This is a genomic window from Serratia sp. OLAL2, assembly GCF_002752475.1.
Taxonomy (GTDB): Bacteria; Pseudomonadota; Gammaproteobacteria; order Enterobacterales; family Enterobacteriaceae; genus Serratia; species Serratia bockelmannii.
Window position 1 is genome coordinate 129951 of sequence record NZ_MSTL01000004.1, and the last position, 18453, is coordinate 148403.

An 18453-nucleotide genomic window follows, 5' to 3' on the forward strand; every position below is an offset into this window, starting at 1 on the left:
TAACATGAACAAACATTCGATAGCAGTAACCGCGGGCAGCCTGGCGTTGATGACGCTGGCTTCGACGGCCGACGCGGCGATCGCGTTGGATCGCACGCGCGCCATCTATGTGAGCGACGCCAAATCGATCAGCCTTAACATAACCAATGAGAACAAAGAGTTGCCATTTCTTGCTCAGGCCTGGATCGAGAATGCGCAACATCAAAAGATCGTTTCGCCGCTGGTGGTATTGCCGCCGTTGCAACGGGTGGAAGCCGGAGAACGCAGCGTCGTGCGCATTACCAAAACGCCGGAAGCTGAGCTATTGCCGCAAGATCGCGAATCGGTGTTTTATTTCAATTTGCGCGAAATTCCGCCCAAAAGCAGCAAAGCCAACGTGATGCAACTGGCGCTGCAAACGCAGATCAAACTGTTCTTCCGCCCGAAGGCCATCGTCGCCCCGCAGGGTGAGGTATGGCAAGAGCAGCTGGTGTTCCACAAAACCGTCGACGGCTTCACCATCGAAAACCCGACGCCGTTCCACATCACGCTGACCGGCATCGCCCGTCAGACGCAGAAGCAAGGCAGTGGCGCGATCGGCGATTTTAAGCCGGTGATGCTGTCCCCCAAATCCAGCGAAAATGTGCGTTTGCGCGACAATGGGTTCGACGCCTTCGTCGTCACCTATATCAATGATTTCGGCGGCCACCCCGAGCTGCGCTTCACCTGCAGCGCTAGCCTCTGCACCGCCGCACCCGGAAAAAAATAAGGAGATACGGCATGGCTGACTTCACCGGCCGCCTGCGGCCTCTGCTGATCGGCGCCTTGCTGCTCGGCAACGGCGCCACAATGGCCTCTCCGCCGGGAGAGGTTCAGGGCACCAGCGGCACCGTCGGTTTTCAGGGCGCTCTGCTGAGCTCCCCCTGCAGCCTGGCGCCGGATAGCCGCGATCAGTCGGTCGATCTCGGTGAGATCGGTACGATCGCCTTCCGGCATGTCGGCGATCAAAGCGCGCCGGTACGTTTTCGTCTCGCCTTTAACCATTGCCTGCTGGGCGCCAGGGCGCTGGCAGACAATCCGGCCGGGATGCGCAATGGCGATGCCGGCCTGCTCTACCTGCGGGGGGAGCAGGCCGCCACGCTGGTGTTCCTCGGTGAAAGCGATCCCGACAATCCGCAGTTGCTGAAGCTGCACGGCGGCGTACAAGGCGTTGGCCTGCGGCTGAAAGATCAACGGGGCCGCGCATTGTCCCTCAACCAACCCGGCGCCCCCTATGTCTTGCAGCCCGGCGGCAATACGTTGTGGTTCAGCGCTCAGTTGGAATCAACCCGTCAGTTCATCGAAGCAAACCAATTCAAAGGAGTGGTGCATGTCCAGTTGGTCTATTTATAAACGCCTGGCGTTGCTGGGTTGCCTGGCGACGCCATTCGGCGCTCAGGCGCTGGAATGCCACCTGAATACCGAGAACGGCATTACCGAAGAGAGCGAGGATATTGGCCGGTTGACAATACCGGCCACCTTACCGGTCGGCAGCCGGCTTTGGACCTCTAAACCGATGAGCCGCGACGTTATGTGCTGGGCGCATTCCAGCAAACCCAAAGGGGAATGGGTTTATTTCTATCCCAATCCGGATAACCGGCAATTCGCCGCCGGCATCTCCATGGGGGTGATTTATAACGGCCAGGATCTTGGCCTGATCAATTCCCGGGTACAAACCGATATGTTTCGTACCCCCAAGCAACGGGAGCTCGGTCACGTCAATTACCAGGTGTATTTGCAAAAAACCGGAGAAATCATCGCGGGAGGCGCCAGCCAGATCGCCGTTTTTCAGCTCGATGGCGTAGGCGGCATCAACGTCCACCCAGGGAAAAATTACCGTTTCACCCTAACCGGGTTGGATAAGATCAAAGTCATCCAGTGCGCCGCGTCGGTGGAGCTTTCAACCCCGGAAGGCGTTGATTTCGGTGAAATCCCCACCTGGAAACCCAATGCGGGCACCGTAGCGAGCAAGGATTTCAGCATCTTGATCCGCAAAAACGGCTGCAGCGACAGCTTCGCGCTGGACGCCAATTTCATGGTGAAAAACGGCACGCTGACCGACGCTACCGGCTTGAATATGGATAATGGTTCAACCTTGCGCATCCACGATAATTCCAACCCCAAATGGATTAAATACAATCAGTTCGACAGTTTCGCCGACATGAATGGTCGCGATCAGGTGCAAAAATCCTACAGCGCCTCATTGCAGGCCACCGGGGAAGGACAGGAAGGCAATTTCCGCAAGACCGTAATCTTGCTGATTAATTATATTTAAGGGGGGTGATGATGAATAGCTATCGGACAATCACCGCTCTGTGCGGCATCGGTTTTCTATTTTCCTCCGCAGTCGCGGCGGAAAATAAGGAAATAGACTTTTTCGGTTCCGTGGTAAGCAGGCCCTGCAATATCGACCCGCAGTCTCTTCACCAAACCGTCGAGATGGATACGGTGTTGATCAAAACGTTGTACCACTACGGCCATACCAACCCCGTGTCATTTTCCATTCGCTTAACCGACTGTAAAACCGCCGTTTTCAAATCAGTCACCGCCACCTTTACCGGCACTGAAGATGCCGAACTGCCGGGCAAACTGGCGATCAACAATGGCGCCAACGGCGCCGCCATCGCGCTGTTCGACGGTGCGGGCAAAGCGATTGATCTGGGTACGCCGGCTGATGCGGTGACATTGCAAGACGGACCCAATGCCCTGAGGTTCAGCGCCTATGTCCAGGCGCGGCCGAGCGCGATTAAAGATAAAACCCTTACCGAAGGCGAATTCACGTCCGTCGCCAATTTTGTGCTGGCGTACCAATAAGCCCCGCACCGCCCCAGGGAAATCAGGAAAACGACCGGCGCGCAATCGCCGGCGATTGGCCGTCACCGTTCGCTCCGGCGCGGCCTTTTAAGGAGCCACCCATGCCAGATATTCGCTTCACGCTGTTCGACAGCGATAACTTCTACCAGCAGGGGCTGCGTCTGCTGCTGCAGGACTATCTGCACTCCCTGAACGAATGCCAGCGTCTGTACCCGCAGTTCTCGCCGCTGGCGCTGCAGGCGTTGGATAACATCGAAATCGTGTTTCGCACGCCGGAAGAGCGCTGGGGTTGCGCCTGCTGCTACCAGAGCGCCTACGGCATCCCGCGCCAGCGGCAGCTGACCCTGCTGATCCTCGACGACACGACCCAGCAACAGGTGAAAAACCTGCCGCCGCTGTTCAGCATCCATCGGCGCGATTCGGCCTATGCCATCCGTCTCAAGCTGCAGATGGCGCTGGAAAAGTTCATCCAGCATCCGTGGGTGGCGCTGCACGCCGCCGGCCTGTGGAAATGCCAGGCCTGCCGCATCGCCGCGCTCAGCCACTGCGAAAAAAAGGTGTTGGGTTTGATGAGCAGCGGCATGTCCGCCTGCAGCATCGCCGGCCTGCTGCAGCGCAGCCAGAAAACCATCAGCGCCCATAAGCGTTCGGCGATGCGCAAGCTTAACGTGCGTAAAAACAGCGAGTTGAATAAGGTGCTGCTGAATCAGCGGGGGCTAAGCTGAGCGGCAACAGGCTCGCGAGTGATATCAGAGTGGTTTACTCTGAATACTCATTTTTGTACTGCAAAGCGAGCCGGAATACATGCCCAGAACAGCCCAAGTCGTTGACGTCCCCGCCCTCGGCGAGATTGACCGCCAGGCGGGGCAGCTTAGCCACCAGCTGGCGCAGGCCCTGCGCCGGGCTATCCACAAAGGCGATCTGAAAGCGGGCGATCTGCTGCCTTCGACACGCCGGCTGTCGGCGGCGCTGAATCTGGCGCGCGGCACGGTATTGGAGGCCTTTGCTCAGCTGACGGCGGAAGGCTTTCTCGAACCGCAGCCCGGTTCCGGCACCCGGGTTGCCCACTATCAGGCGCCGCGCCGCACGCCACGCGCCACGGTACAGGCGAGTTCGGCGGTAGCGGTTCCGCTTTCTTCACAGGCGCAGCATCTGGCGCGCTTCGCCGCCCAGGTGCGGGCGCTGCCGCCGGTGCCGTTCACCGTCTCGGTGCCGATCGGCGATACCGCGCCCGACGATATCTGGCGGCGGCTCGGCAACCGCATCCGGGCGCGCGGCCCCGGCGCCCCGTCGGGCTACGGCGATCCGCTGGGCGCGTTGCCGCTGCGCGAAGCCATCTGCGACTATGTGCGCCGTTCCCGCTCGGTAAATTGCACGCCGCAGCAAATCCTCATCACCGCCGGCACCCAGCAAGGACTGTATCTGGCCGCGCAGATCCTGCTGGACGCCGGCGACAGCGCCTGGGTCGAGGACCCCGCCTACGCCGGCATCACCGCCCTTTTTAACAGCCTGTTTCGCGATCGGCACATGATCAGGGTACCCGTCGCTAACGACGGCATCGACGTCGCCGCCGGCGTGCGCCTGGCCGCCGACGCCCGAGCCGCCTTTGTCACGCCGTCGCATCAATACCCGCTGGGCATGCCGATGAGCATGGCGAAACGAAGCGCCCTGCTGGCCTGGGCCAAAGAGCGGCAGGCCTGGATCGTGGAAGACGATTACGACAGCGAGATGCGCTACGCCGGCCACCCGTTCCCCTCGCTACAAGGGTTGGCGCCCGAGCGGACGCTTTATCTCGGCACCTTCAGCAAGGTGCTGTTCCCTTCGCTGCGGCTGGGTTACGCCATCGTGCCGCCGCCGCTGGTCGACGCCTTTTGCGGCGCCCGGATCCTGATGGATCGTCACCCGCCCAGCGCGGATCAACACGTACTGGCCGCCTTTATCGCCGAAGGGTATCTCGACCGGCATATCCGCAAAATGCGCGGCGTCTACGCTGAGAAACGCCGGGTGCTGATCGAGGCGATCAACACGCATATCCCCGCCGATTTGGCGGTAGTGCAGCCCTGCGATCAGGGCATGCACATGGTGCTGTGGCTGAGGAAAGATCTCGATGACGTGCGGGTCGCCCAGTGCGCCAACGAAGCCGGGTTGGCGCTGCGGGCGGTGTCGCCGATGTATGCGCCCGGCCACGGTGAACCGGGTCTGGTGCTGGGATTGGGCGGTTACCATGATCGCCAGGTACAGCAGGCGGTGAAACGGCTCGGCGAAGTGATCCTGGCCTGCGCCGGCAGCGGCGCCTAGCGGGAAAAACGCTTGGCGCCGAACACGCAAACCACCACGCCGGCCATCACGGCGATCATCATCGGCTGAACGGTTTCCTGCAGCAGCCAGGCCGCCAGCATCAGGCCGAAGAACGGCTGCAGCAGCTGCAGCTGCCCGACGGCGGCGATGCCGCCCTGCGCCAGGCCGCGATACCAGAAGATAAACCCAATCCACATGCTGAACACCGAGACGTACACCAGCGACAGCCAGGCGGCGCCGCTGACGGCAGGCCAAGTGGCCGGCGCCGCCCACCACGCCGCCACCAGCGTCAACGGCAAGGCGACCACCAGCGCCCAGGAGATCACCTGCCAGCCACCGATCCGGCGCGACAGCACCGCCCCTTCGGCATAACCCAGACCGCACAGCAGCACCGCGCCGATCATCAGCGCATCCCCCTGCCAGGCACCGCCGCTTTCCTGGCTCAGCGCGAACGCCCCCACCAGCGCGGCCCCGATACCGGAAAAGGCCCAAAAAGCGGGCTTGGGCCGCTCTCCGCCGCGCAAGACGCCAAAACCGGCGGTCGCCAGCGGCAGCAGGCCGATATACACCAGCGAATGCGCCGAGGTGGTGTGCTGCAGCGCCAGCGCCGTCAGCAGCGGGAAGCCGATGACCACGCCGAGCGCCACAAACAGCAGCGGCGGCAAATCGGCCCGCGTCGGCCGCGCCTGGCGGGTGATCAGCAACGCGCACAGGGCCAGCAAGGCGGCGATCGCCGCCCTGACCGCCGTCAGAAACAGCGGATCGAGCTCCAGTACCGCCACCCGCGTGGCGGGCAGCGAGCCGCTGAAGATAATCATGCCGAGGAAGCCGTTCATCCAGCCCTGGGCGGAATGCCCGACAACGGGATGAGCGGGGGTAACAACGAGAGTTTTTTCAGACTGACTGTCCATGATGCGAACGCTCCGCACGCCTGAGGCATACCGAAATCGGCAACCCGCGAGGCGAGGTCATAGTGAAAGAGAACAGCATTCCCCGGCGTCGCTTGCCGGGGTTGCGTTCTATTTTTCAGATAAAGCGGCTCACGGACAGGTCCAGATAGCGAGATTTTCACTGTGCCGGTTGCCAAAGCGCATCGCTAACGCCGAAGAAGGGCGTTTTTCGGGCTGTCCTTGGCCGTTTGGCGCCGCCGCCTGCGGGGTATCATGGACTTTTATGCGTTTTTGCAGAACAGGACAAGGTGCGGTGCCGTGGTGAAACCCTTCTTACGCAGTGGCAGTTTGGATGATGTGCTCGCTTTAGGCGAGAACGGGCAACCGATCTACGCCTGCGCGCAGCAGCTGCGGGAAACCCTGCGTCTTCGCCGGCAGCCGCAGGCCGCCGACTGTCTGGCGATCCCCCAGCCGAACGAAAGCGGCACCCGCATCGACTGGTATGCGCCCTTCCCGGGAAAGGTGACCTCCTGGCTGGCGGCAAGCGACGCCCAGCGCGCGCAGGCGGTGCGCCACCTGGAACACTGTCTGGCGACCTTCCGCAGCCTGACGGAACAGACCCGGGCGACCGATCATCCCAGCCACCGCCTGTTCGGCGCGCTGCTGGCCAAAGCGATGCATATTCCCGATCCCAACCACGTCTACCTGGTAGACGACCGACCGGTGCTGACCTTTTGGGGCTTTATCAAACCGCAGGCGCAGAGCCCGGACGATCCGTTAGCCTGCCTGCGCCCGCTCGAATCGGAAGTGGAAAAACCGGCGCCGATCGCCGCCGCACCACGCAAGCCGGCCGTTGTTGAACCGGCAAAACCAACACCGGCCGCCGAGCCTGAACCGGTGCTCGCTCCGGCGGCCCCCGTCGAATCCCCTGCCGTCGTGCGCCCGCGTCGGCGCCACGCGCTGTGGCTGTTACCGGTACTGCTGTTAGGCAGTGCGGCGCTGGCCGCCTGGCTGCACCGCTCACCGACGCCGCAACCGGCGATGCCGGCTGAGGTGCACCCTCCGGCACCACCGGAAAAAACCGCCGCGCCATTGCCTAAGCTGCGCTTGCCGCTGGCGCACGCCACGCTGATGCCGCCGCCCCCGGCGCCGACCATCCCGCAACCGCTGGACAAAAATGCGCTGGTGCTGCCACCCGAGGCAGTGAAGGCTGGCTCCACCCGTTTCCTTAACGGCAAATGGCGCGCCACGGTGGCGCTGAAAGATCCGATCACCGGCAAACGCCCCAGCCTGCAATACCGCCTGAACGCGGGCAAAGGCAGCGCCATCATCGCCTACGGCGACGGCGTCACCTGCCGGGCGGCGGTCGAAGCCGGCCTGATGCAGTCCGGCAATCTGGTGATCAACAGCCGCACCAAGGCGCGCTGCAGCGACGGCAGCCGCTATCAGATCCCGGAAATCGTCTGCCGCCAAGGCGAGACCGGCGCGGCGGAGTGCACCGGCCGCTACGATGCGGACACCACCTATCCCATGACGTTCAAGCGCGAGAGTAAATGATGCTGGCCCCCCTTACTGACTACAAACACGGCGTTACGCTGATTCAGGACAGCGGCATTCAGTTTCTGGACTTTGCCCTGACGCCGCGGCTGGACGCCGAGTTTCCCGGCAAATTCGTGCGCAAGACCGCCAGCGGCCCGCTGCTGCGCCTGCAATGGGAGGCCGAGAGCGGCAAATACCAGTTGCCGGCCGTGGGCGACCAGGCCGCCGAAGTGGTACGGCCGGAGTTCAGCTACCCGCTGCAGCAGTCGCTGCGCCTGCTGGATAAGCTCTGGCTGCCGTTGCCGTTCCTGCGCTACACCACCTCGGGAATGTTTTTATCGGGCCCGGATAACTGGGCACGTCTGCAGGTGGTGCAGTTGGATGAGCCGGATCAGGACGGTAACCTGCTGCGCGTGGTGCTGGCCTTCGACACCCGCGCCGCCGCGCCCGGCCAGGAAGCATTAGCGCCGGGCGAAAGCGATCTCGGCACCGGGCTGAACTTCACGCTGGCGCACCGCAACCACGAGCTGGGCGAGTTCCTCGATCTGACCTGGGTGGACGGCTGGCTGCGCGAGGCGTTCAGCCAGCGCGCCGCCGAGCGGGAACAGCGCGCCGAGGCGGAGATCAACGCCGGGCTGAAAACCTTCGAGTATCAGGCGCACTACCTCAACCTGTTGCACATGCTCGGCCATCAGCTGACGGTGCCGCAGATAAAAATGGTGGCGGCGACGCTGCAACAACCGGCGATCGACGTCGATCTGGTGCTGGACGTCGGCAATTCTCACACCTGCGGCGTGCTGGTCGAGGACCATCCGGAAGAGAGCAACGGCCTGAAGCAAACCTATGAGCTGCAGCTGCGCTCGCTGTCCGAACCGCATCAGGTCTACAACGAACTGTTCGAGAGCCGGGTGGAGTTTTCTCGGGCCGCGTTCGGCAAGCCGCATCTGTCCTTCCAGAGCGGACGCGACGATGCCTTCCAATGGCCGTCCATCACCCGCGTCGGCCATGAAGCCGCGCAATTGGCGCAGCGACGCGAAGGGCATGAAGGCACCACCGGCATCTCCAGCCCACGGCGTTATCTGTGGGACGAGGAGCGCTATGCGCCCGGCTGGCGCTTCAACGAGCGGCACGAGCCGATGGCCGCCGCCGCGCCGTTGACCACCCTGATCAACGACGAGGGCGTGCCGCTGTCCGCCCTGCCGACGGCCGAACGGCTGCCGGTGTTCGCCGCCCATTACAGCCGCAGTGCGGTGATGAGCCTGATGTTGAGCGAGCTGTTGGCGCAGGCGCTGATGCAGATCAACAGCATCGCCCAACGCAGCCGCATGCCGAACGCCGCCGCCCCGCGCCGTTTACGCGCCATCATCCTGACGCTGCCTTCGGCGATGCCGAAGCCGGAGCGCGAGATCTTCCGCCGCCGCATGCAGGAAGCGATTGGGCTGGTATGGAAAGCCCTCGGCTGGCACCCGCAGGATGCGCCGTTCAACGGCGAGCACACCCGCTTCCCGGCGCCGCAAGTGCAGATCGAGTGGGACGAAGCCACCTGCGGCCAGATGGTCTATCTGTACAACGAAACCCAGGTGAACTTCGCCGGCCGCACCGACGCCTTCTTCGCCGCCATGGCGCGGCCCGATCGGCCGCTGGCGCCGGGTGAACAGCCCGGCAAGACGTTGCGCATCGCCTCCATCGACATCGGCGGCGGCACCACCGATCTGGCGATCACGCACTACTCGCTCGATGACGGCGTAGGCAACAACATCAAAATCAACCCGCGCCTGCTGTTCCGCGAGGGCTTTAAGGTCGCCGGCGACGATATCTTGCTGGACATCATCCAGCAGTTTGTCCTGCCCGCCGTGCAACAGGCGTTCGAGGCCGCCGGCGTGAGCGCCGCCGCGGCACTGATGGACAAACTGTTCGGCAACGAAGGGCGCATGGACGGGCTTTCCACCCTGCGTCAGCAGGCCGCGCTGCAGATCTTCATGCCCGCCGGACGCGCGCTGCTCGCCGCCTATGAGCAGTACGATCCGCTGGACAGCCGGGCGGAAATCGCCGCCAACCTCGGCGATCTGCTGCCGCAGCCGCCGACGCCGCAGGTGCTGGCGTTTATCAACGGCGAAGTGCAGCGCGAAGCCGACAGCGACGCCTTCGATATTCTGCACACCCCGCTGGTGACCCGCCTGGCCGATCTGCACGCCGCCTTCTTGTCCGATCGCATCGGCATCGGCCGCTGCCTGCGCCTGCTGGCCGAAGTGGTGGCGCTGTATACCTGCGACGTGCTGCTGCTGACCGGCCGCCCGGCGCGTTTCCCCGGCGTGCAGGCGCTGCTGCGCCACCTGCAGCCACTGCCCGCCAGCCGCATTCTGCCTCTCGAGGGCTACCACACCCGCAGCTGGTACCCGTTCAACAAACGCGGCCGCATCGACAACCCGAAATCCACCGCTGCCGTGGGCGCCATGCTGTGCCTGCTGGCGATCGATCTGCGGCTGGAGAGCTTTTACTTCAACGTCGGCGATTTCCAGCCCTACTCCACCATTCGCTATCTGGGCATGCTGGACGGCAACAACATGCTGGCGGACGATAACGTCTATTACCGCGACATCGATCTGGATCGCGCCGATTTCGCGCTCGATCCCGCCGTCAGCTTCCAGCTGCGCGGCCCACTGCGTCTGGGCTTCCGCCAGTTGGACAACGAACGTTGGCCGGCCTCCCCGCTCTATACGCTGACCATCAATGACGCCCAGCTGGCGCGCAAGCTGGCCGGCGACGCGGTGATCGGCCTGCGTCTGGCCATCACCGCCAGCGCCGAACAGGGCGCCGAAAGCGTCAAGATCGCGCAGGCGGTGCTGGCCGACGGCAGCCCCGTCCCGGCTCACCACCTGCAACTGAAACTCAATACCCTGGCTGCCAGCGCCTCCGGTGCGACCCACTACTGGATAGACAGCGGGAGCATTTACCCACGATGAAAACGCACACCTTTGCCCCAGCGGCTCCGAATAACGCGCTCAGCGCCGGCATTGTGCAGGCGATCGACTGGGTGGACGCCACACGCCGACAATCCGCCCGCCTGGAGCGGGAAGCCGATCGCCTGACGCTGCGTCTGCGCGGTTGCCATAACCGCGCCGTCCAGTTGGAAAACACCCGGCCTGCGCAGGTCGCCATCGGTTTGTATGGCCACAACGCCGCCGCCAAGGCCCATCTGCTGGCGGCGCTGGCGCCTGGCGCCAAACGCTTCAACGCGGACCTGTCGCTCGCGGTGCGCTACTGCACGGCGGCCGAAACGGGGCCCGCCGATTATCCGATCGCCCTCGCGCTGCTCAACGAAGCGCAGTGGTTGGCCATCACGATCGACGCCGCCGCGATGCGCGGCTTTCGCCCGGACTGGGACGCCCGCGCCATCGCCGGCCATTTGCAAGCGTTGGCGCGCCACCGCCAAGCCGTCGCCCTCGATGGCCTCGATGGCAACGCCGTGCTGGCGCTGTGGGACAACCAACGCCGCCACGGCGGCAAAGAGCAACCCACGCTCGACAGGCACTTCTGGCCGCAGGCCGTGGCGCTGGCGCCGCAGCTGAGCATCGACGATCGCGCGCGCCTGTTTGCACCGCTGTGGGGAGAGGAGGCGACGTTGACGGCGCGTTATCGCCAGCTGGCGCACGCGCTGCATACCCTCGGCGGCAGCCGACAGGTTCATGCCCCGCGCCGCGCGTTGGCGCTGCTGACCGCAAACGCCGTACCGGAAAACGCCACGATCGCCGTCATGACCGAAAACGGCGATGAACGGGAGATCGCACTGAGCGATCTGGCCTGGCTGACCGCCGAAGTGACCACCGTTCTGCCGCAGACGGGCCTGCCCGCCGAGGTGGCGCTGATCGACCTGCCCGGCAGCCGCAGCTGTCCGCAGGCGGAGCCGGCGCAGCGTCTGCAACAGGCAAAGCGCGCCCATTTATTGACCCGCTGCTCGGACGGCCAGCACGCCAGCCTGCTGCTGGTAACCGATGCCGCCGCCACGCCGCAGGACGCCGCGCGCGTCGGCCAGGCGCTCGGCGATTGGGTCAACCACACCCAGGGGGAAACCCCGGCGCTGCGCCAACGCCGCAAGCCCGGTTTAATCTGGGCAATCACGCCGTTCGACTCGCGTCAGGAAGGCAAAGCGCGGCCCGACGACGCCGTCCAGCGTCAGGTCGGCGAGCCCGGCGACAGCTGGGCCACGCTGCTGGCGCTGGATGAACAGGACTGTCGCCGCATGGTGAACTACCTGGCCGCTCAGGCGCGTCCGGCCCACAAGCAAGCGCGCCTGCTCGAACAGCGTGAGGAATTGCAGCGCGAGCTGACGGAAAGCCTGCTCGGCAACTGGCTCACCGCCGCCGATCCGCACGCGACGCAGCAACGCGCGCAACAGCTGCTGCGCGCACTGCAGGCACAGGCCGGCCGCCACGGCGAACTGCTGGAGCGGTTGCTACCCCAGCGCGATACGCTGCGCCAGCTTTATCAGCAACAGCAGCACACCGCACCGGCTCCGACGATGGCGCCTTCACCGTTCGGGCTGGATATCGATCTGTTCGGCGAGCAAGACCCTGCGGCGCCCGGCGAGCAGCCCGCATCGCCTTTTGCCGCACGGATCTTCGCAGACTGGGTCAATCATCTGCGTGCGCTGCCGGACAGCCGCCGGTTGCTGGATCTGCTCGGCGTCGAGAAACCACACCTGGAATTGCTGGTCGATGCGCTGATCGGCGCCGCCTGCCGCCTGCAGCTCGACGACGAACTGGAGCGTGCACTGTGCGCCGGGGGCCTGCCGGAACAGGGTGAAGATCGGCAGATCAGTCAGGCGCTGGCGCTACTGGGCGACTTCGTCGCCTGGCTCGGCTTCCCGCGGCGCGATGTGGCAACGCGCCCCGAAAGCCGCGTCAATCCCGGCCAGCCGATCTTTACCCCGCCGCCGCAGCCGGCGGTGGATTGGAGCGGCCAGCAGCGGCTAACCCGGCTGGCGCCGACGCCGACCAAGAATACCGCGTTTTATATCTATGACTGGCTGATCGGCCTGCAAACCCTGCTGGCGGAGAATGCCGCGCAGGCGCAGCCCGCGCTGGCAGACGAGCAGCGCGCCGACCTGGCGGCGATCGTCGCCACCCTGCGCGCTGTGCCGTAGTGGGCGCAATCCGGGCCGGGCGCCGCCGGCGATCAGTGGCAGGCCGGCCCGGCCGACATCACTTCGCGAAAATGGGTGACCAGCGGGCGCAGGTTGGCCTTGTGCCACACTGCCCACAGCTGCGTGGTGTATTGCATCCATGGCAGCTCGCGCAGCACCACGCCCTGCGGCGCGTTATGCCGCAGGCTGTGCTGGATCAGCGTCATCCCCAACCCGGCGGCGACCAGCCCCAGCGCGGTCAGCGGCTCGCCCGCTTCCAGCCGAATATCCGGATCAAACCCGGCCTTCACGCAGGCCGCCACGAAGTCGTCGCGCGAATGGGCATCCTCTTTGTGGATCACCGAGATCCAGGCCTGATCGGTGAGATCCGCCGGCTGCAGCGTCTCCCTTTCAGCCAGCGGATGCGTCTGCGGCAGGGCCAGCAGCATGCGATCGTCCAACACCTGCGTATAGTCCAAATCCTGATCGTCGCGATCCGGCGCCGTATTGACCAGCGCCACGTCCAGGCTACGCTGCCGCAGCCCTTCGAGCTGCATGGAAGAAGGCTGGCTGTAAAGCACGATGTGCACATCCGGCCGGGACACCCGCAGCGCCCGCAATGCGTTCGACAAAACGCCGGAGTGCATCGCATTTTCGATATAGCCGATGCACAGCCCGCCGTCTTCCCCCCGTCCCAGGCGGCGCCCGAGCGACTCAAGCCGGTTGGCGTGCGTCAATAGCGCGCGGGTTTCGGCCAGAAACGTCTGGCCGTCGGCCGTCAGGCGGATGCGCTGCTGATTGCGCTCAAACAGCATCAACCCGAGGCGCTCCTCAAGCTGGGAAATCTGCCTGCTCAGCGGGGACTGGGAAATGTGCAGCCGTTCGGCGGCGCGGCCGACGTGCTCCTCTTCCGCCACCGCGACAAAGTATTTCAACTGACGTAAATCGATCATGTGAGACCTCAAAGGACTTAACTTAGACGAATTATGTCCTATCAAGTCACAACTTGCCACGTTATCTTTAGCCTCGTGACGGGGCAGACAGGTATGAGCCCCATAAGTTTCCCTGAAAAGATAACGTATTGAGGATCGACTATGAGCATCAAAAATATTTTACCCGGCAAGATCGGTTTGGGCGGCGCGCCACTCGGCAATATGTTCCGCAACATCCCGCAAGAGGACGTGCAAGCCACCGTCAGCGGCGCCTGGGATCTGGGCATCCGCTACTTCGACACCGCGCCGCTCTACGGTTCCGGCCTGTCGGAAATCCGCATGGGTGAAGTGCTGTCGCAATACCCACGCGACGAGTATGTGCTGAGCACCAAAGTGGGCCGCATCATGCTGGACGAAGAAGAAGACACCTCCGCCCGCGATCTGGGTGAGAAAGGCGGTTTGTTCGAACACGGTTTGAAGAACAAGATCGTCAACGACTACTCCGCCGACGCCACGCTGCGTTCCATTGAAGACAGCCTGAAGCGCCTGAAAACCGACCGTCTGGACATCGTCTGGATCCACGATCCGGCCCAGGACTTTTACGGCGACAACTGGATTGAGCAGTTCAACATCGCTCGCACCGGCGCTTTCCGCGCGCTGACCCGTCTGCGTGAAGAAGGGGTGATCAAGGCCTGGGGCCTCGGCGTCAACCGCGTCGAGCCTTGCGAATTGGCGCTGGGCCTGAGCGAAACGCAGCCGGACGCCTTCCTGCTGGCCGGCCGTTACAGCCTGCTGGATCATGAACGCGCGCTGCAGCGTTTGATGCCGGAAGCCCTGGCGAGCAACGTCGACATTGTCGTCGGCGGCCCTTACAACTCCGGCGTGCTGGCCGGTGGCGAGCACTACGAATACCAGAAAGCATCCCCGGCGGTGTTGGCGAAAGTGGCGCAAATCAAAGCGATCGCCGCTCGCTTCCAGGTCGACGTCAAAGCCGCCGCGCTGCAGTTCTCGCTGGCTAACCCGGCGGTCGCCGCCGTGATCCCCGGTTCGAGCCGCCCTGGCCGCATGGCCGAAGATCTGGCTGCGCTGGACGCCGTTATCCCGGCTGAATTCTGGGCCGAAATGCGCCGTCAGAAACTGGTGGCCGACAACGCGCCGCTGCCGATTCGTTAAGTTTTATGGGGCCGCATGGCCCCATTACCCCCATTAACTCGATGAGATACATGATGAAACTGGATCTATCAGGCAAAGTCGCCGTCGTCAGCGGCTCCACCTCCGGCATCGGCCTCGGCATCGCGCGCGGGCTCGCCAAAACGGGCGCCACCGTCGTGATCGTCGGCCGTCAGAAAACCGGGGTCGATAACGCTATCGCCGACATCAGCGCCAACGTGCCCGGCGCGCAGGTGCGCGGCGTGGTCGCAGATCTCGGGACGGAACAAGGGGCTGCCACCCTGTTCGCCGCGGAACCGAAAGCCGACGTGCTGATCAACAACCTGGGCATTTTCAACGATAAAGACTTCTTTACCGTGCCCGACAGCGAGTGGATGCACTTCTATAACGTCAACGTCCTCTCGGGCGTGCGTCTTGCGCGCCACTATGCGCGGAGCATGACCGAGCAGGGTTGGGGACGCATTATTTTCGTGTCGTCCGAATCCGGCGTCGCCATCCCGGCGGACATGATCAACTACGGCGTCACCAAAAGCGCCAACCTGGCGGTGTCTCACGGCCTGGCGAAACGCCTCGCCGGCACCGGTGTGACGGTCAACGCCATCCTGCCGGGGCCAACCTTTACCGAAGGCCTGCAAGAAATGCTGGCGGATGCGGCGGCCAAATCCGGGCGCAGCGCACGCGATCAGGCCGACGAGTTCGTTAAAACCGAACGCCCAAGCTCCATCATTCAGCGCGCGGCGGACGTCGATGAAGTGGCCAACCTGGCCGTTTACCTCGCGTCTCCGCTGTCTTCGGCCACCACCGGCGCGGCGCTGCGCGTTGACGGCGGCGTCGTAGATACGCTGGCAATGTAACCCTGTATCCGAAACCGATATTAAGAGAGAAAGAAAATGGCTACTACATCCGTCTCTATGGACATCCCGGCATCTGCCGACACCGTATGGCAACTGATCGGCGGCTTCGACGCCTTGCCTGACTGGCTGCCGTTCATCCCGAAAAGCGTCGTTTCTGAAGGCGGCCGCGTGCGTACCTTAACCACCGCCGACGGCGGCACCGTCATCGAGCGGCTGGAAGCGTTCGACAACCGTCAACGCAGCTACAGCTACTCCATCATGCAAGCGCCGTTCCCGGTGGTGAATTACCTGTCCACCCTGTCAGTGCACGCCACCGACGACGCCAACGTGGCGCGCGTGGAATGGTCGGGCAGCTTCACGCCGGTCAACATCAGCGACGACGAGGCCATCGCCCTGTTCAGCGGCATCTACCAGGGCGGCCTGGATGCGCTGAGCGGCAACTTCCCTCGTTAACGCTTGAACGCTTAAGCCCCACGGTCGATGGCTGCACCCATCGGCCGTTTTTTTTGGGGTTTGGGCGCACGAACGGGCACGCCGCGAAGCAGGATAAATCCGTCATCGCCGCTTATGCTGTAAAGGAGATGTTCATTTGAGGAGATGACCGTGCGCCCCTTCAACTTGCAACGGCTGGATCATGTGGTTCTGCGCGTGCGCGATATGCAGAACAGCCTGCGTTTTTATACCCAGATCGTCGGCTGTGATATCGCCAAACAGCGACCGGATTTGGGGCTGGTGCACCTGCGCGCCGGTGCCTCCATGATCGACCTGGTGGACATCAATGGCGTGCTGGGGAAAAAAGGCGGCGAAGCGCCCGATCCTCATAGGCAAAATGTCGATCACGTCTGCCTGCGCATCGATCCGTTCAACGAAGAGGCGTTGTTGACCTATCTGCGATCGCAGGGGATCGGCGTTGATCCCGCCGAATCGCGCTATGGGGCGGAAGGCGACGGGCCGTCCATTTATTTCAGCGATCCGGACGGTAATCGCGTGGAATTGAAAGGGCCGGCGGGATGAGATTAACGGGCCATAGATAATGGAGCCTTATCGGCCCCATCTGTTTGAACGCCACGGGTAGGTGTTCCACGCACCAACAATAAGCTGCTAGCTTATGGTTCTATCGATGTCATTGGCTACGAGAGGCGCTGCCCCATATGAGAAAACCGATCGCCTCGGTGATTTTTGTCCTGGTATTCGCTGTCTTGCCGAACATCATTCCCTCTCGGCTGCTGCTGACACCGGACATGGCGTGGGAAATGGTTCACAAGTCTAATGAATGGGGTCTCGGCGATCCGCAAGCGCTTTCGACCGCCTACCTGCTAATGCTTTATGCAGCAGCAGCGGCGGTCGCGGGGTTGTGTCTGCGTTTTATGCCAAAAAAATCGGCCTAACCCGTCACTGCTGAACGTTAACGCCCCTGCGCCGCCAGCGCCTGGGCGCAGGCCCAGGCCGAGCTCCAGGCCCACTGGAAGTTGTAGCCGCCCAACCACCCGGTCACGTCCACCACTTCGCCGATAAAGTAGAGCCCCGGCGCCTTGTGGGCTTCCATCGTCTTGGAGGAAAGTTCGTTGGTGTCGACACCGCCGAGCGTCACTTCCGCCGTGCGGTAGCCTTCGGTGCCGTTCGGCTGCACGCGCCAGTTCTGCAACAGATCCACCAGCGCCGCCTGCTGCGGCGCATTCAGCTGCTTCAGCGTCGCCTCCGGCAATTGTCCCAGGGTCTGCAAGCACTCCACCAGCCGCTTCGGCAAGTGCAGCGCCAGGGTATTTTTCAGGCTTTGGTTCGGGTGCTGCAAGCGTTGTTCATCCAGGAAGCCCGCCAGATCCAGCTCAGGAAGTAAGTTAACGCTCACATACTCACCCGGTTGCCAGTAGCTGGACAGCTGCAGCACCGCCGGGCCGGACAGGCCGCGATGGGTAAACAGAATGCTTTCACGGAAGCTGACGCCGTTCTCGGCGGTGATCACCGCCGGCACCGAGACGCCGGACAGCGTCTGTACATGCTCCAACAGCGGTTTATGCAGGGTAAACGGCACCAGCCCGGCGCGCGTCGGCAGCACCTTAAGACCGAACTGCTCAGCCAGTTTGTAACCGAACGGCGACGCGCCCAACCCCGGCATGGATAATCCGCCGCTGGCCACCACAAGTGAGCGAGCGCTCACTTTTTCACCATTCAGCGCCAGCGCGTAGCCATTCTCGGTTTTCTCTACGTCCAGCACTTCGCTGCGCAGGCGCATCGTCACCTGGCCCAGCTCGCACTCTTTGACCAGCAGATCCACCACCTGCTGCGCCGAATCGTCGCAGAACAGCTGCCCCAGCGTTTTTTCATGGTAAGCGATGCCGTAACGGTTGATCAGATCGATGAAGTCCCACTGGGTATAGCGCGCCAGCGCCGACTTGCAGAAGTGCGGGTTGTTCGACAGATAGGCCGCCGGTTCGGCGTACATGTTGGTGAAGTTGCAGCGCCCACCGCCGGACATCAGGATCTTGCGGCCCGGTTTTTTGCCGTTGTCGAGCAGCAATACGCGGCAACCGAGTTGCCCCGCCTGCGCGGCGCAAAACATGCCGGCGGCGCCCGCCCCAATCACTACGACATCAAACTGTTCCACCTGAGCCTCACTTATCAAAACCACAATCGCGACAAAAGAGCGCCATATTACGCCGTTTCGCCGCCGGTCACCGCCAAATTCACGGCGGCAGATTGTAAAGCCCCGGCGGCGCCAACGCCATAGTAAGAAAATATTACAGAGGTCAGAGCAGATTAACGCGTTGATATTCCATATTTTTGTTATAGGCGCGTCATCGTTTCGTCATGTCCAA

Annotated in this window: 17 protein-coding genes; 14 read left to right on the forward strand and 3 right to left on the reverse strand. The window is 63.2% G+C overall.

From position 1 onward, the window contains the following. Positions 1–4 precede the first annotated feature (4 nt). From BVU99_RS05245 to BVU99_RS05270, 6 genes are all read left to right on the forward strand, one after another. On the forward strand, positions 5–748 hold the full coding sequence (locus BVU99_RS05245) for a molecular chaperone (protein WP_049209134.1): 744 nt from the start codon (positions 5–7) through the stop codon (positions 746–748). A gap of 11 nt (positions 749–759) precedes the next feature. Continuing rightward, a complete protein-coding gene (locus BVU99_RS05250; RefSeq protein WP_060448478.1) occupies positions 760–1371 on the forward strand; it encodes a fimbrial protein in 612 nt (203 codons plus the stop codon). Continuing rightward, positions 1349–2293 (forward strand): fimbrial protein, encoded by a 945-nt coding sequence (locus tag BVU99_RS05255; RefSeq protein WP_049209137.1) that lies wholly within the window; start codon positions 1349–1351, stop codon positions 2291–2293. Before BVU99_RS05250 ends, BVU99_RS05255 begins: the two co-directional genes overlap by 23 nt. Before the next feature lie 8 nt (positions 2294–2301). After that, the gene (locus tag BVU99_RS05260) at positions 2302–2832 is read left to right on the forward strand and encodes a fimbrial protein (RefSeq protein WP_230203414.1); all 531 of its coding nucleotides are present in this window, start codon (positions 2302–2304) and stop codon (positions 2830–2832) included. A 101-nt stretch (positions 2833–2933) separates the two neighbouring features. Then, positions 2934–3557 carry a LuxR family transcriptional regulator gene (locus BVU99_RS05265; protein ID WP_043139025.1) on the forward strand — a complete coding sequence of 208 codons (624 nt, stop codon included), beginning with the start codon at positions 2934–2936 and terminating at the stop codon, positions 3555–3557. A gap of 79 nt (positions 3558–3636) precedes the next feature. Beyond that, the gene (locus BVU99_RS05270) at positions 3637–5130 is read left to right on the forward strand and encodes a PLP-dependent aminotransferase family protein (RefSeq protein WP_043139028.1); all 1494 of its coding nucleotides are present in this window, start codon (positions 3637–3639) and stop codon (positions 5128–5130) included. Here the strand turns inward: BVU99_RS05270 and BVU99_RS05275 are convergent. Then, positions 5127–6041 (reverse strand): DMT family transporter, encoded by a 915-nt coding sequence (locus tag BVU99_RS05275; protein ID WP_049205608.1) that lies wholly within the window; start codon positions 6039–6041, stop codon positions 5127–5129. The genes BVU99_RS05270 and BVU99_RS05275 overlap by 4 nt on opposite strands. Before the next feature lie 297 nt (positions 6042–6338). Here BVU99_RS05275 and BVU99_RS05280 point away from each other — a divergent pair, with 297 nt between their 5' ends. The 3 genes from BVU99_RS05280 to BVU99_RS05290 are packed head-to-tail and all read left to right on the forward strand — an operon-like array spanning position 6339 to position 12702. Continuing rightward, positions 6339–7577 (forward strand): SrfA family protein, encoded by a 1239-nt coding sequence (locus BVU99_RS05280; RefSeq protein WP_099817021.1) that lies wholly within the window; start codon positions 6339–6341, stop codon positions 7575–7577. Beyond that, the gene (locus tag BVU99_RS05285; protein WP_168186791.1) at positions 7577–10522 is read left to right on the forward strand and encodes a virulence factor SrfB; all 2946 of its coding nucleotides are present in this window, start codon (positions 7577–7579) and stop codon (positions 10520–10522) included. The genes BVU99_RS05280 and BVU99_RS05285 overlap by 1 nt, the downstream gene beginning before the upstream one ends. Beyond that, entirely contained in the window at positions 10519–12702 is a 2184-nt protein-coding gene (locus BVU99_RS05290; RefSeq protein ID WP_099817023.1) for a virulence factor SrfC family protein, read from the forward strand. Before BVU99_RS05285 ends, BVU99_RS05290 begins: the two co-directional genes overlap by 4 nt. A gap of 32 nt (positions 12703–12734) precedes the next feature. On the opposite strand, the gene BVU99_RS05295 is transcribed toward BVU99_RS05290, so the two are convergent. Next, positions 12735–13634 carry a LysR substrate-binding domain-containing protein gene (locus BVU99_RS05295; RefSeq protein WP_025304598.1) on the reverse strand — a complete coding sequence of 300 codons (900 nt, stop codon included), beginning with the start codon at positions 13632–13634 and terminating at the stop codon, positions 12735–12737. Positions 13635–13775: 141 nt separating this feature from the next. Between BVU99_RS05295 and BVU99_RS05300 the strand changes: the two genes are divergently transcribed. The 5 genes from BVU99_RS05300 (at position 13776) to BVU99_RS05320 (ending at position 17025) form a co-directional block, all read left to right on the forward strand. Continuing rightward, positions 13776–14786 carry an aldo/keto reductase gene (locus BVU99_RS05300; RefSeq protein ID WP_025304599.1) on the forward strand — a complete coding sequence of 337 codons (1011 nt, stop codon included), beginning with the start codon at positions 13776–13778 and terminating at the stop codon, positions 14784–14786. Positions 14787–14839: 53 nt separating this feature from the next. Next, entirely contained in the window at positions 14840–15637 is a 798-nt protein-coding gene (locus tag BVU99_RS05305) for an SDR family oxidoreductase (RefSeq protein ID WP_025304600.1), read from the forward strand. A gap of 36 nt (positions 15638–15673) precedes the next feature. Beyond that, positions 15674–16090, forward strand: coding sequence for an SRPBCC family protein (locus BVU99_RS05310; RefSeq protein WP_049294966.1), 417 nt, complete (start codon positions 15674–15676; stop codon positions 16088–16090). A gap of 144 nt (positions 16091–16234) precedes the next feature. Then, the gene (locus BVU99_RS05315) at positions 16235–16651 is read left to right on the forward strand and encodes a VOC family protein (protein WP_049205612.1); all 417 of its coding nucleotides are present in this window, start codon (positions 16235–16237) and stop codon (positions 16649–16651) included. 137 nt (positions 16652–16788) lie between these two features. Further along, entirely contained in the window at positions 16789–17025 is a 237-nt protein-coding gene (locus tag BVU99_RS05320; RefSeq protein WP_043139055.1) for a hypothetical protein, read from the forward strand. A 17-nt stretch (positions 17026–17042) separates the two neighbouring features. Here the strand turns inward: BVU99_RS05320 and BVU99_RS05325 are convergent, their stop codons facing one another. Continuing rightward, the gene (locus tag BVU99_RS05325) at positions 17043–18242 is read right to left on the reverse strand and encodes an NAD(P)/FAD-dependent oxidoreductase (RefSeq protein ID WP_043139059.1); all 1200 of its coding nucleotides are present in this window, start codon (positions 18240–18242) and stop codon (positions 17043–17045) included. Positions 18243–18453 lie beyond the last annotated feature (211 nt).

Bases quoted from the DNA above. Each gene is read 5' to 3' on its own strand.
- BVU99_RS05275 (WP_049205608.1), bottom strand. From the start codon at position 6,041: ATGGACAGTCAGTCTGAAAAAACTCTCGTTGTTACCCCCGCTCATCCC.
- BVU99_RS05305 (WP_025304600.1), top strand. From the start codon at position 14,840: ATGAAACTGGATCTATCAGGCAAAGTCGCCGTCGTCAGCGGCTCCACC.
- BVU99_RS05295 (WP_025304598.1), bottom strand. From the start codon at position 13,634: ATGATCGATTTACGTCAGTTGAAATACTTTGTCGCGGTGGCGGAAGAG.
- BVU99_RS05320 (WP_043139055.1), top strand. From the start codon at position 16,789: ATGAGAAAACCGATCGCCTCGGTGATTTTTGTCCTGGTATTCGCTGTC.
- BVU99_RS05310 (WP_049294966.1), top strand. From the start codon at position 15,674: ATGGCTACTACATCCGTCTCTATGGACATCCCGGCATCTGCCGACACC.
- BVU99_RS05260 (WP_230203414.1), top strand. From the start codon at position 2,302: ATGATGAATAGCTATCGGACAATCACCGCTCTGTGCGGCATCGGTTTT.
- BVU99_RS05265 (WP_043139025.1), top strand. From the start codon at position 2,934: ATGCCAGATATTCGCTTCACGCTGTTCGACAGCGATAACTTCTACCAG.
- BVU99_RS05315 (WP_049205612.1), top strand. From the start codon at position 16,235: ATGACCGTGCGCCCCTTCAACTTGCAACGGCTGGATCATGTGGTTCTG.
- BVU99_RS05285 (WP_168186791.1), top strand. From the start codon at position 7,577: ATGCTGGCCCCCCTTACTGACTACAAACACGGCGTTACGCTGATTCAG.
- BVU99_RS05300 (WP_025304599.1), top strand. From the start codon at position 13,776: ATGAGCATCAAAAATATTTTACCCGGCAAGATCGGTTTGGGCGGCGCG.
- BVU99_RS05255 (WP_049209137.1), top strand. From the start codon at position 1,349: ATGTCCAGTTGGTCTATTTATAAACGCCTGGCGTTGCTGGGTTGCCTG.
- BVU99_RS05270 (WP_043139028.1), top strand. From the start codon at position 3,637: ATGCCCAGAACAGCCCAAGTCGTTGACGTCCCCGCCCTCGGCGAGATT.
- BVU99_RS05250 (WP_060448478.1), top strand. From the start codon at position 760: ATGGCTGACTTCACCGGCCGCCTGCGGCCTCTGCTGATCGGCGCCTTG.
- BVU99_RS05290 (WP_099817023.1), top strand. From the start codon at position 10,519: ATGAAAACGCACACCTTTGCCCCAGCGGCTCCGAATAACGCGCTCAGC.
- BVU99_RS05245 (WP_049209134.1), top strand. From the start codon at position 5: ATGAACAAACATTCGATAGCAGTAACCGCGGGCAGCCTGGCGTTGATG.